Source organism: Gilliamella sp. B2923 (assembly GCF_026536565.1).
Taxonomy (GTDB): Bacteria; Pseudomonadota; Gammaproteobacteria; order Enterobacterales; family Orbaceae; genus Gilliamella.
Genome location: NZ_JAFNNZ010000005.1, coordinates 1 through 13,282, shown reverse-complemented (window position 1 = coordinate 13,282; position 13,282 = coordinate 1). Strand labels below are relative to the sequence as shown.

Below are 13,282 nucleotides of genomic sequence, written 5' to 3'. Positions count from 1 at the left end.
TGGTAAGTTTAAAATAATTGAAAAAGTATTGCAGGATACTTGTTGAAAAAACGAAGTGTTGATGCCTTATTTATATTAAATAAGGCATCATTTAAAATTACTGCGGAGTTAAAGACATAATAACTGTTTCAAAAGGATCGAGTGTAATCATTGCTGATTTTTCAATTGATGTCGGCTTTTGAGCATAAGATTGACTATGATAATCAATGCTAATTTTGAAGGTCTGACCGGCATTTTCAGGTAACTCTAAATCATTTTGTAAATCAAGGTAATAAACTTGTTGTTTATCTGAAGGATTGCGTAATGTGATAATGGATTTATCCGGTGTCCAACCAGCCCAGCCATATACGCCTAGTTTTGTAGGATCTTTTCCAATCCAATGAGTGTCAAATAAAACCTTTTGATTATCTCTCGACCATTGTGCGGCAGCGGCAAGCGTATCCCAATCTTGAGCACTTAATAGTTCCGGTGTGATATACAACTCTTGTAATTGTGTTCCGGTACCAAAATAACTCCAAACTTGATCGGCGAAATCAGTAGCACTTTCCTGTTGTAAATGTTTAGCCTGTTTAGCATAAACAATACCGTGTAACATTAATGAATTTAAAGGAAATAATGGACCTTTCAATACTATTGAGCGGTAAGTTTCTGCATCACGATAAGTTAACCACTGTTGTACTTTACTACCCGGACCATAATAGTTTACATCATCGCCACCACGCCAAATTGAATCGGCATAAAATAGCCAAGAAGGTGTCGCTTGAGTACCAGTCGTTAGATTAATATATAAATTATGATTAGCTTCACGCATATCTTTAATTAAATGAATCGCAGCATCGAAATCACTGGTAAATTGACTGCCTTTAATTACTTTATCGGCATTACCAGTACCATCAAGTTTGAACATGGTAATATTTTGATTATTGATTAATTCTAAAATACGTTTATGGAAATTCGCATAATACTTTGGACCAGATAGTGCTAATTTACCGTCCATTGTCTCATAACCAAAAGTTGCAGCATTAGCGACTCGAGTATCACGTGGTTTATTATATCCGCCCCATGGTGATAACCAAATGCCAAGTGAGGCGAGATATTTTTCTGATGCTACCTTTAACTTTTTAAACTCATCAGGAAAATTATCACCAAAGCCCCAGTTACTCTTCAAGTTATCCCATCCATCATCAAACAGATAACCATCTAGTTTAACATGACGTTTTTCCACTAATTCTTGACCATATTGATCAATGCGTAATAGGGCTTCTTTTTCAGTATAAGGGTTGAAAAATCCAATATCTAGCCACGAATTATAGTGTAGATAAGGTTGGTAAGGGCGCTCTCTAACATTATCAATAAATTGATTTATATTACGTCTTAACTGACCATTTTCATAAGTACCAATATAAGTTTTATAACTTAGAGTATGGTTGGCTTGTAGCGGGATTGCTTGAGGAATTTTTTGCGAAACACCACCTTCGTAAGCCACAGTATTGGTTAATGGATTTTCAGGAATGATAAAAAAGGTGTCGCTAATTATTGGAGAGCTAACCACAGAACCATAAACAAAAGGGGCTTGAGAATGAAATGGCATCAATGAAATAGATGTCATTGAAAGCGCATCTTTTTTTGGGGTAATTTGTAATTCGTAGCTGGCAAAATGCTTGTCGTCTTGTAAATTAAGAACCGTTTCAATGGTCATATTATGGCCATTATAGTTTAAATAAATACTATTATCTTTTTGCTGTAGACTGTCTAAACTAAAATCTTTATCCGTTAATTTCTGACCGGAATCTAATGTGATTTCAAATAATGTTTTGACATCAATTAAATCGTTGTTTTTGGGGTTAATAATTTTAAAAACAGTAATACTTTTTTTATCATCACTATTGCTAATCTTGATTTGAGTATTTTGACCAGATAATTGATAATCATCTGCGAAAGCAGAACTTATGGGCAAACATAATGAGGAAAGTAATCCCAGTTTGATCCATTTTTTTAAAGATTTTTTCATTTCAATCTCCTTAATATTAAACAAAGTTTGGTGACTTCAACTACCAAAGTTATCTGTAGTATAGGCACAGGTGCATTATGAAATTGTGATCTTTATTACAAATTATTAGGATTTTAAAAAATGGAAAAAATACTTTTGTTTAACAACAAATGAAAAATAACTATTCAGACTTTAAAAAAACAAAAAATGATTTTTATTAGAGCTAACCTATGAATTAGAGAAGATTTGGTTTATAAAAACTGAAAGAAAATGACATCAACTTACCAAATCCTGCTTTTAATATCTAGCGTGATGAAGATCACAGTTCGAAAAAATTTTGATTTTTTTTGCCCGGAATTTAATTTTATAGGTTTATTTTTTTTAGAATTGACTATAAATGCATATTTTATTGATAAAGAAAAAAGGCGATGAGCAGAGGGAAATATTTTCTCTATATCGATATTTATTTTATTAACATATCAACAAACTCACATAATATTAAATCTCTCTGTAACAGAGATTTGCCTTTTCAAACAGTTATAAACATTTAGGTTATTTGATATTCTAAATTCATAATAATAATGCGTTGACTCAATCACTGATAAATTCCCCCTTATTTGCTTCGCTAAATTAATTATTTGAAGTCGCGCATAGTTTATGCGCATTTTTATTGTCAGCAATATAGTTAAAGACTAATATGAAATCATCTTGAAAAGGTTTTTCATAAATTAGTAGGAGGATAGGGAATGATGAAATATAGTCTTTTATTTATTTCGTTATTAAGTCAAATCAGTAATATAGCTTTAGCTGTGTCACCCGATTCAATCGTTGAGCGTTGTAATGCGTTGACGGAAATGAAATTTGACAATGCTAAAGTCATAAAAAGCGAGCTTATTGAAGAGCGATTTACGCCTTTAACAAAATTAGCTGATACGCTGAGGGGCGCAGAAAATAACGTGATAACGGGGCTTCCACAGTTTTGTCGAGTGGAATTAGCCATTCAGCCGGAAATTAATATAGAAGTTTGGTTACCGACACAGTGGAATCATCGGTTACAAGCTATTGGAGGAGGCGGTTATGCAGGTTTTATTCCTTTTGATGAGTTAGCTGTAGCTGTTAAGGACGGTTATGCAACTGTTGCAACAGACACCGGACATCAAGGTAATCTTTTAGAGGGAAATTTTGTATTCAAAAATAACCAGCTACAAGCAGATGCTATTGCCGATTTCGCTTATCGTAGTGTGCATGAAATGACAATTAAAGCCAAGCAGGTTATTGAAAACTATTATGGTCAAATGCCAAGTTTTTCTTATTGGAATGGTTGTTCAACTGGCGGTCGTCAAGGGTTAATGGAAGCACAAAAATTTCCAGCTGATTACAATGGATTATATATTACCGCACCGGCCATACAATGGGATAAATTTCTTCCTTCAGAATTATGGCCACAAATTGTCATGCAAGAAGAGCTAGGGCAGCCAATTGATTTAGCGAAATTAGATAAAGTACGCCAAGCAATTATAAATTTAGCCGATGAACAAGATGGGATTAAAGACGGCATTATCGACGATCCAGCTTCGCTTGAAATAACTGATGAATTTTTAAAACAGCAGGGATTAAATAATAATGAAATTGTCGCATTAAGAAAAATTTGGCAAGGCCCAACGACTAAAACAGGACAATTTTTATGGTATGGCATAGAGCCGACTGTACAAATGGATGCTTTAGCCGGAAGTACACCTTTTCCTATTCCGGTTGATTATTTGAAATACTGGATCAACCAAAATCCTACTGTTGATTGGAAACAATTAGGTTATAAAGGATTTGAAAACTATTTTAATGACTCAGTCGATCTATATAGGCCCATTATCGGTACTGATAATGCTGATTTAAGCCAATTTAAGCATTTAGGCGGAAAAATGATTATTTGGCACGGTTGGGATGATAAGTTGATACCACCGAAAGGAACAATTCATTATTACAATCGGGTATTAAAAATAATGGGCGGACAGAATGATACAGACGAATTTTTGAAACTTTACATGGCACCAGGTGTTGATCATTGTAAAGGTGGGGAGGGTGCAGATAAGATTAATGGTTTTCAATCACTGGTAAATTGGGTCGAAAACAAACAGCCGCCAACAACACTTACAGCCCAGAAAATAGAAAAAGATCAAATTACTTTACAACGACCATTATGCCCATATCCGCAAAAAACAGTTTATAAAGGAAAAGGAGATACCAATAATCCGACTAATTTTGAGTGTCAGTAAATACCCTAATTAGATACAATACTTAAGGTTTATTTAATATTAATCTAACAGTTGGCGATATATCAGCTTTCTGTTAGATTAGATTTTATCCTATAAAAACTCCTGCAATCATCATCACACACGGATATAAAAATATTATGAGTCAAATCATGGTTGATTCTGATTAATGAAAAATTTTCATTAGTCCATATTGTTTTACCTACATTATCATTATTGTTTGTTGGTTTATGTTCTTCCTTAATTTCACAGTATCGGTTTACTTGATTAATGGGTAAGATACTTATAACATACAATAGCTAAGTTAATTGGGTTAACGGAGAACTAACTATGATCTATCAGGACAAAAAGCAATTATTAGATGAAATCAATAAAACGGCTGAGTTATTTATTGAAGAGTTTAAAACGGTCCCTGAAGATAAAAAAGATAATTTAGTGGATGGTGTTGATAAAACACCGGCTCAAATGATTGCTTATCAACTAGGTTGGTTAGCGTTAGTAAAGTCATGGGATGATACCGAACTCTCGGGAGAGATTCCCATTTTACCTGCCAAAGGTTACAAATGGAATCAATTAGGTAAGCTTTATCAGTCATTCTATCAAGCATATAAAGAATTATCTTTAAAAGAGCTTATACAGCACTTTGAACAAGCGGTCGATATTTGGACTGGCTGGATTGGTTCATTGTCGGAGGAGACACTATTTATAAAAGATAGCAGGAATTGGACTAAGCCTTATCCTGAAAGCTGGACTGTTGCAAGATTTATTCACATCAACTCGGTTGCTCCCTTCAAAAGTTTTCGGACTAAAATCAGAAAATGGAAAAAATTAACGCAATAAATGTGTATCTGATAAAAAATACCTACATATAGTAGGTAAATTAAAAGTCATAGCCATTTTTGGTATTTGGGTAATAGAAAGGTGAAAAGTTACCCTTTAGGCCCTTTAGGCTTATATAAAATCTTTACATATTAGCTCATCGCCGAGTATTAATAGTAAGACAATAGGGCAAGTGGTATTGCGTTGGTTAGCACAAAGAGGCATTGCAAGCTTGGCTAAATCTGTGCGTAAAGAGCGTATAATTGAAAATCAAGATATCTGGGATTTTGAGCTTTCGGATAATGATATGCAACAAATAGCAGCGCTTGATACAAATACAAGTCAATTTTTTGATCATCGAGATCCGCAAAAAGTAAAATGGTTAACATGCCGGAGATTAGATGTTTAAATTTTTAGTTATTGAGGCTAATTTGACATAAATGGATTGACAGTTTCTTCGTAAGATTTGACTAATTTTTCCGCTCGTTCAATGAGTTTTTGACGTATATGCTCAGGCTCTAAACAAATACATTTATGACCTAAGCTTAGTAAAATGCCATAACTGTAGTCATCATCAATAAAGTTAAAATCTACAAGATACTGTTGTCCATTTAGTTTCTGAATATCTTTTTCATCACAAAAATCTAAAATACGTTCCAAAAGCGATTCATCTATTAGCAATTTTATTTTAAAAATCTTTTTTTTCATATCCGCTTGGAATAAAGAGAATGCTTCAGGCGTTGTCTGCTTAATAAATTTAGTGTTTGTTTTTCTAATGTTTGACATTTTTGACAATTTAAATACACGAAAGTCATTTTTAGTTAGACAAAAAGCTTGTAAATACCATTCTTTTTCCTTAAAAATAAGTTTATATGGCTCAATTAAACGTGAGGCTTGTTTATTCCTAACACTTAAATAATCAAACGATAAAAGCATTTGCTCTTTCAGTGCCAGTCTTATAATAGATATTTTGTTATCAATATTTTGTTTGGAAAACCAAGGCGATAAATCAACAATAAGTTGATTTAAGTTATTTGTCACTTCATCAAGTTCTTGTTCTGATAAAAAACTCTTTATTTTCTCGAGTGTTCTTAAATTTTCACTTTCTTTTAAAACCGGTGAGGATAATAAGTTGAGACCTTTTAATAAAACAATGACATCTTCTTTAGTGAATAGACCTTTACTAATTTTATAATTTTTTAAAATACTTATTCCACCGGCACTTCCTTGATAGGTAATAATGGGTATACCGGCTCCCTCAATAACTTGTATATCTCGGTAAATAGTACGCAATGATACATTTAATTTTTCTGCTAATTCTTTACCAGTTATTTTTTCTCTTTGAAGCAATACCATGATGATAGTAATTATACGATTAATTTTCATGCTTTATGTTTGCAAAATAATTTAGATTGAATTTTAAATATGACATGCGGTTGTCAGCAATGCTACATCAAAATAGAGATAACTAAAATTCTTTAAACTAATTTTTATCACCAAAAGGAAAGAAAAATGTTTAAACCCAATAGCGTTATTGTTTATGTCAAAGATGTCGATGCTAGCACAGAGTTTTACACAAAAATACTAGGGCGCCCACCTGTTAAAACTTATCCTGGTTTTGCTGTATTTTTATTAAATGATAATTTTATTTTGGGCCTTCAAGAGGCTGATAAAATAACGCCAAAGGCACCTAATCATTATGGGGGTTTTGAGTTGTCTTTTAGTGATGTAACAAAAAATGATGTAGATGCGATTTATTCTGCATGGAAAAAACTAAACGTTAAAATTGAACTTGAACCCCAAATGCTCGATTTCGGATACACATTTGTAGGAAATGATCCTGATGGTCATCGACTCCGTGTTTGTGCTACCGACACTTCAAAATTTGAATAAAAAATTATCTTAAGAAATTAAAACAATTGGTGCTTTAAAAAATTTATTTAAGTCATCTTAAAATGAAGCTACAATTCTAAAAAACTGATTGGCTCCACCACCAAACCTAATGGCGAGACAAGCAGCAAAAGATTAAATTGATCCTTCAAAGTTGTGGTAATGTCAGTTTTTTAGAATGGATTATGGCGCCTGATAAAAAAGACGATGCTATCAGGAGCAAGAAAATTTAACATGGTGATTATATGAGAACATTTTTATTCTTCATAAAAGATGAAAAATTAGTGATTCTTGATAAAGATGAAATAGATACAAATAAATTAGACAATAATATTTATAAAAAATTAGATATTGAGATTCAAGCTGAAAACGAAAAGGATGCCATTAAAAAACTGAAGAAAGAAAATACAGATAAATATAATGAATTAAAAGAATTTATTAGTGATGTTACATTTTCTTCGATTATTTCCACTTTTTTACGGTAATGTTCATCGTGCGTAAGCGCATCATTCAGCAGGTAAAACTCGATCTATTGGCGTAAGTAATTTTTAACCTGATCGATTAGCTAATTTAACTACAATCATTCCTGCTGTTAATCAGATTGGATTTAACCCATTCTAATAACAGCAAGAAGCTGTGCCATATATGCAAAGATTTACTTCTCAATATCTACTTTATAGAGTTTCTTTTCTTCATGGAGGCGAGCAAGATAGATTGCAAAGATTCAATATCTATTTTGCTTCCATTTGTAAATAATTCTTATATTAAAAAATATTGCCTACCACCATTGTTTTTTTATCATTGATTATCATTTCTAATGCAAATATTATTCAGTTGTTGTAAAAAAACGACTTTCAAAGCTACCCTTGAGAAGTTTAATTTCATTGTCAATATTATTACTTTTACCTTGATAAACGATAGACGTTTCATGTCTTACATATTTACCTTTTCTTTGAGCGCCAAGCCAGTTAAATGAACCTACACACAACAGATCATTGTCTTTAATCAACAATTTACTATGTACATTGTTAACATATTTAGCTTCGATACCTTTATTTTTAAACTCTGTCATAATGTTAGACAGTTCTTTTTTTAGTTCTTCTCGTTTTTCATTATTACAGTAAGAGAAATTTAGTTGTTTATCTGTATAGACAGAAACTTTGACGCCTTTTTTTACAGCTATTTCCATGATATTTAATATATTGGTGCTTTTAATAGCCGCTAATCTAACCCATGGTGAGACAATAAGTATCTCTTTTTCAGCATTTTTAATAGAATTTTGGAGAAATGCATCATGTTCTTTTGCACCATTAAGAACCAGATAATCCACATTGCTTGAATTAGTTAAATCTTCCCTAGCGATATAGTTAAAAGACAATTCATTATCTTCATTGGCGAACAAGTATTTGGCCAGAATACCTCTCGGTGTTTTTGAAATGGGGTCGAATATATCCATATCACCAAAAACTAAAAAGCTATCCTTTGCTCGTGAAATCGCCACATTCAACATGCTAGGTTTATCATCAATGAAATCGCCATTGGCATGTTTTGAATAAACAGGTGAAAAGATAATGAGCTTTCTTTCAGCTCCTTGTAGGGAATGAATTGTACCGACAGTTAATGAATCTTCTTCATCATCAATGTTTATACCGCATTTTGATTCCCTAATTACTCTTTTTATTTCTGCTACTTGAGCACCAAAAGGGGTAACAATACCAACAATTTTATTTATTGGCTCCTTGTATTGGTTTTCTAATATCTCTTTATTCTCTGTAAGCCATTTGGCAATGACTGTCGCTTCAAGCTTATTGATACGGCTTCCGGAACTGATCTTTTGGCAGATACCATCAATATGTAAGTAACCTAACGCAGGAAACGCTGTCTTTTCAGATGCGCTTCCCCGCATTGGTTTAAGTTTGCCTTTATAGACTAATTCATTGCAAAAAACAATGATTTCATCGTAACAGCGGCGATGCTCATACAAAAACATTCCCGGCTCCATATCTTGATCATAGTGATATTTTGAAGCTTGTTGAGCAATTCTCATCACACTACCGGAGGAGGCCGTTTTTCCTAAATGTTTCAGAAATTCATATTCTTTTTCAATATCTGCACTACAAATAATTTTAGCGTTTTGCATATTACCGATATCGACTTTAGGTGGGATTGACCAAATAGGTTCAGTTTGGAATGTGTCGCCAATAACCAATGCTTTTTTACTTAAGGAAAATGATGCTCCGGCCACTTCAGGTAAAACTTGTCCTGCTTCGTCCACGATTAATAAATCAGCAAAATTATATAGATAATTCTTTTTATACTCTGCTCCAATGTAGGTAAATTTAGCTGGTAACATAAAAAAGGTGGAGACAATACAAGGGGTGATCTTCATTCGCAAATGCCAACGTTTCTTAGTAGGTTTATAGCCAGTTTTTCTTTTCCACTCTTCTAAGTATGGAAGCAGTTCTTCCATATCCATTAACCAACGACCTTCCCAATAATGAGTTGTCAGTAAGAATACTTTAAAACGAATTTGAAGATCTGTAATACTGTCAACTTGGGTTAATGTTATTTCTTGGTTTTTATCAGTTATACCTAAAGGCTGTAATGCAACATTCCAATCATACAGAGACTTTTCCAACTTCAAGCAAAAATCATCTATCTCTTTTATAACTTTTTTATTTTTTTGTATTATCAGCTCCTGTGAGTCAATTTTACCTTCAACAAACAGGGAAATACTGCTTATCGTTTGCCATTGCCGTTGTGCTTGTTCGGCAGGCCATATCTTTTTAAGAAAAAGCTTGGCTTTTAATAAACGTTTTTGAGCTACTGGTGGTATCCATGAAAATAGTGAATACCATATGCTTTCATTAGCAAGATATTTCTGCCAAGATGTTTCTACATTTTGCCAGTTACTTTTTGTTTCTTGTTCAGTTTGCAACAGTTGTTCATATTTAGCTTTAGTTTGTGTTATAGGCTCACCATAAAGCTGTTGTATTGTTTGGCGTATGTTTGATAAGTTTAGCCATGAATTTTCAATTTGTTCTAATTTAGCAACTTCTATTTTTAAAATTTGGTGGAGTTTATTAATGATATCTTTGACAGAACAATCTTTTGCATTCAACTCAGGAAAAGTATTTAGAGCGCAATTGATATAGTGCTGTTTTGCCTTATCATAGTATTGATGAGTTTCAATATGATTGAAGAAAGATTCGGTCTGATATATATTTTCAACTTTATCAGCTTTACTTAGAGAAGGGTAATAGGCGCCAAAGCTATCAATGTCGGGTAACCATCTTCCTGCAAAAAATCCTTTCCCTACAGAAAAGTCTTTTCCAAAAGCATCGATGACGTTGGTAACAGCTTGATTATTGGTGGAAGCAGCTACGATGACCGGAGGTTCACTTTCATCTAATGCATGTTTTGCCCATAGTGAAGCCACTACAGAAAGTAGCATTGTTGTTTTTCCTGTTCCTGGTGGACCATTCACAGCTAAAATTTCACCATTTTCTGTATTTAATAAATGATTCAGTGCATCTCGTTGTGCATCAGCTAAAGGAAATTTATCGCCTGAATGAGCCAAACGTTTTGAAAAAAGACTATTGCTAGCTAAACAAGGTTGTTTTATGGTTGCCTGTTTTGAGGCTAATTTGCTAAAAAGAGGGATGTCATCAGTAGATTGACGTAATTGATCATATAATGAAACTATATGCATTGCTGCATTTTTGACAATATCTTTCTTGATAATGTAACCATCATTCAACAACTCAAAAGTATTATCGCTTTCAAGCCAATTTTGAGCAATGGCTTTTAGTAGTGAATCACAATGTTTTAAATAGGTATTCCAAGCAACAGCATATTTCTCATCGGTTAGTTCACAATTACCTTGCTCATCTTCTTGATAGCCAATACCAGACACAATATTGGATGTTAAATAACTATCAAGACTATCTACTGAACCTATTGAAAAGGATCCTTTTACCAGCGGCTCTAAAATGTCGCGGGATATGATAGTATGATTCCTAAGGGGATATAGTCGGCCATTTCTCGCCAACAATGCATTGGTCGCTATTGGTACAACATATTCGGGGATATCTTTTTTGGCATAAGCATGTTCAGTTCTATTTCGATAAATTCGGGGTCTTAATACAATCTCAATAGTTCTGCAATCCTTTGACTCATCTTGAAAAAGTTTTTTAGTTAACTCATCGCTAATCTGACCTTTTTCCCATACAATTGAATCACATGTGATAAACTGCTCAATGTCCTTGCTATCTAAGCCACCTTTGGCAAAAACAGCATCGACTAAAGAATTTCGCCAATAACCAGCAAAAAATTGAGCATTTTTCTCCATAAATTATCCTTTTTTATCTAGCATCCATTTAAAAAACATCTACGATAGTACGTGAATTTTATTATTCATTAAATTAATAATTCTTCTATTGCTTTATTAAATTTATACATTAATTTTTTTAAATAGTTGAAATAACTCTTATAAATATAGCCGTTTCTCAGAATAATAGGTTGAGAATCGACTTTTTAAATCTAAAACTTTATATATTTTGCAAAAGCGCTTAATTATTACTGCTTTCGATTATCTGTTTTAGAGTGGTTTTATTTGTTGTTTTTAGACGTTTTATAGAAGACTTCAATCTAATTTTTCAGTATTTTTTGAAAATTATCCATATAAAAATGATTGTTCTATCTTCTATTATGACTTACATCATATTCACTATCAAATCTAATGTAAAGAATGCAAAAACGGTATTTTTAGTTTGATGTTATTTATGATGACCCATTAGGAGAGATATTACTACAATTTTGGCACCACTAGGTGTAACATGTGATTTGTTGTACGATTTACCTAAATCTCATCCGGCATCAGAATAGATAAAAGCGTTAAACAACGGTATCATAATTTGTTATTTGTAAGATAGCGCTTTTAATCATTTTACCGAAATGGATGAAAACATTGCAAATAAAATCCCATTTTTTAGAGAAAACTTAATTATTAATAATATGAAAAATTTAATTTTAATTTCTTGTATATGTATGTTTTTTATTGGGTGTAGTAAAAACAAGACTGCACATGAATTTACTATTAATGGTGGAATGATAACTTTAGATACTAAAAAGAACAATGAAAATATATTCAATATCGAGTTTGGAGATGATATTGTACTAAGTTGGGATAGTCTTGAAGATAATTTTATTATTGATCAATATTATATGGATCTTAAAAAAGATAAAAAAAAGATAAAAGTCCTTCTAGACAATATTACAAACAATCAATTGGTTAATGTAGAAACAAAATTAAAATCAACAAAACTTAAGAAGGGTGATTTAGCGTTTATATATTTAATAAAACTTGATAAAATATATTATTTCGAATGCTTACAAATTCAGTTTGATGTTTTTTCTAAAAATTCTTCATATCCAGATTCTCTTGTAGATTATTTAGAAAATAATCGTAAAGAAGCTCAGAAAAAAATGAGTATATGTTTGCATAAAAAAGGCTATATCTAGATAAATTTACTTTTTTCCTTCCTTCGTGCCAATCTTACACAGGTATGACCTGCGTAGGATTCGATAACGAAGCATAGTGAGGCGTTAGTTATACGGAATTGTGCTATATGTTGTCCCAGTTTTTAGCTTATCCTGCCTGTCTGACTTGTTAAGTTTTGAGGATCAATTCCTTGTAAAAGTTTCTGCCGTATGTCAAAAACTTTAATATATACCTTTTTTGAAATTATTTTAGAATATTCAATAAAACAAATCATTTGTTGTTTTTTAGCCAATAATAACGTAAATGCCAACGACTTCAATTAGTATCGACTAATAACTAAAGACCGTTACCATCTTTAAATGTTTAAAGTTTGTTTTTTAGATTCCGTTTTCCAAATCATCAAACCGCATGAAAGGGGCGTATTAACAACTATTGTGTTGAAAATTATCATTTATCATTAAAGAGTTCAGACTGCATCAGCCATGAACTTGATGATACGATTCAATAATAAAATGATTATTACCTTAAAATAAACAACATAAACAACCCAGCAATAGATAGAGAATTATTACTGGGTAATAAAGGAACAGAACAGATACTCATACAAGTAACAATTCATTTTATCTTAAATGTATCGATATTAATAAAAACCTATACGGACAGATAAAACGTAAACCGCTCGATTTCTTAATGAATAAAAGATGTATAGAGAAGTTTTTAAACGCGATATTGGAGCGGGAAACGAGGTTCGAACTCGCGACCTCAACCTTGGCAAGGTTGCGCTCTACCAACTGAGCTATTCCCGCATAAGAG

The 13,282-nt window shown here is 32.4% G+C and carries 8 protein-coding genes, 1 tRNA gene and 1 pseudogene; 6 read left to right on the top strand and 4 right to left on the bottom strand.

Annotation, left to right across the window (positions count from 1 at the left end):
• Nucleotides 1-97 precede the first annotated feature (97 nt).
• On the bottom strand, nucleotides 98-2,011 hold the full coding sequence (locus J3U42_RS06890; RefSeq protein WP_324169864.1) for an enterotoxin: 1,914 nt from the start codon (nucleotides 2,009-2,011) through the stop codon (nucleotides 98-100).
• 725 nt (nucleotides 2,012-2,736) lie between these two features.
• On the opposite strand from J3U42_RS06890, the gene J3U42_RS06885 reads away from it, so the two are divergent.
• From J3U42_RS06885 to J3U42_RS06875, 3 genes and pseudogenes are all read left to right on the top strand, one after another.
• Nucleotides 2,737-4,260, top strand: coding sequence for a tannase/feruloyl esterase family alpha/beta hydrolase (locus tag J3U42_RS06885; protein WP_267336049.1), 1,524 nt, complete (start codon nucleotides 2,737-2,739; stop codon nucleotides 4,258-4,260).
• Nucleotides 4,261-4,587: 327 nt separating this feature from the next.
• Nucleotides 4,588-5,097: a ClbS/DfsB family four-helix bundle protein gene (locus J3U42_RS06880; RefSeq protein WP_267329543.1), complete on the top strand. Its 510-nt coding sequence runs from the start codon at nucleotides 4,588-4,590 to the stop codon at nucleotides 5,095-5,097.
• A 157-nt stretch (nucleotides 5,098-5,254) separates the two neighbouring features.
• Nucleotides 5,255-5,485: pseudogene (locus tag J3U42_RS06875) on the top strand (aldo/keto reductase); the annotation flags it as partial.
• A 17-nt stretch (nucleotides 5,486-5,502) separates the two neighbouring features.
• Here the strand turns inward: J3U42_RS06875 and J3U42_RS06870 are convergent.
• Nucleotides 5,503-6,462, bottom strand: coding sequence for a helix-turn-helix transcriptional regulator (locus J3U42_RS06870; protein WP_267336047.1), 960 nt, complete (start codon nucleotides 6,460-6,462; stop codon nucleotides 5,503-5,505).
• 126 nt (nucleotides 6,463-6,588) lie between these two features.
• On the opposite strand from J3U42_RS06870, the gene J3U42_RS06865 reads away from it, so the two are divergent.
• Both J3U42_RS06865 and J3U42_RS06860 read left to right on the top strand, forming a co-directional pair.
• Nucleotides 6,589-6,969: a VOC family protein gene (locus J3U42_RS06865; protein WP_267336046.1), complete on the top strand. Its 381-nt coding sequence runs from the start codon at nucleotides 6,589-6,591 to the stop codon at nucleotides 6,967-6,969.
• Between the two features lie 242 nt (nucleotides 6,970-7,211).
• Entirely contained in the window at nucleotides 7,212-7,451 is a 240-nt protein-coding gene (locus tag J3U42_RS06860; RefSeq protein WP_267336045.1) for a hypothetical protein, read from the top strand.
• Nucleotides 7,452-7,792: 341 nt separating this feature from the next.
• On the opposite strand, the gene J3U42_RS06855 is transcribed toward J3U42_RS06860, so the two are convergent.
• Entirely contained in the window at nucleotides 7,793-11,317 is a 3,525-nt protein-coding gene (locus tag J3U42_RS06855) for an AAA domain-containing protein (protein WP_267336044.1), read from the bottom strand.
• Nucleotides 11,318-11,922: 605 nt separating this feature from the next.
• On the opposite strand from J3U42_RS06855, the gene J3U42_RS06850 reads away from it, so the two are divergent.
• Nucleotides 11,923-12,489, top strand: a complete 567-nt coding sequence (locus J3U42_RS06850) for a hypothetical protein (RefSeq protein WP_267336043.1) — start codon at nucleotides 11,923-11,925, stop codon at nucleotides 12,487-12,489.
• 710 nt (nucleotides 12,490-13,199) lie between these two features.
• Here J3U42_RS06850 and J3U42_RS06845 read toward each other — a convergent pair.
• Nucleotides 13,200-13,275: transfer RNA gene (locus J3U42_RS06845), tRNA-Gly, on the bottom strand.
• Nucleotides 13,276-13,282: the final 7 nt, after the last annotated feature.

Excerpts from the sequence above, each read along its gene's own strand:
- J3U42_RS06860 (WP_267336045.1), top strand. The coding sequence starts at position 7,212 with ATGAGAACATTTTTATTCTTCATAAAAGATGAAAAATTAGTGATTCTT.
- J3U42_RS06870 (WP_267336047.1), bottom strand. The coding sequence starts at position 6,462 with ATGAAAATTAATCGTATAATTACTATCATCATGGTATTGCTTCAAAGA.
- J3U42_RS06880 (WP_267329543.1), top strand. The coding sequence starts at position 4,588 with ATGATCTATCAGGACAAAAAGCAATTATTAGATGAAATCAATAAAACG.
- J3U42_RS06855 (WP_267336044.1), bottom strand. The coding sequence starts at position 11,317 with ATGGAGAAAAATGCTCAATTTTTTGCTGGTTATTGGCGAAATTCTTTA.
- J3U42_RS06850 (WP_267336043.1), top strand. The coding sequence starts at position 11,923 with ATGGATGAAAACATTGCAAATAAAATCCCATTTTTTAGAGAAAACTTA.
- J3U42_RS06890 (WP_324169864.1), bottom strand. The coding sequence starts at position 2,011 with ATGAAAAAATCTTTAAAAAAATGGATCAAACTGGGATTACTTTCCTCA.
- J3U42_RS06865 (WP_267336046.1), top strand. The coding sequence starts at position 6,589 with ATGTTTAAACCCAATAGCGTTATTGTTTATGTCAAAGATGTCGATGCT.
- J3U42_RS06885 (WP_267336049.1), top strand. The coding sequence starts at position 2,737 with ATGATGAAATATAGTCTTTTATTTATTTCGTTATTAAGTCAAATCAGT.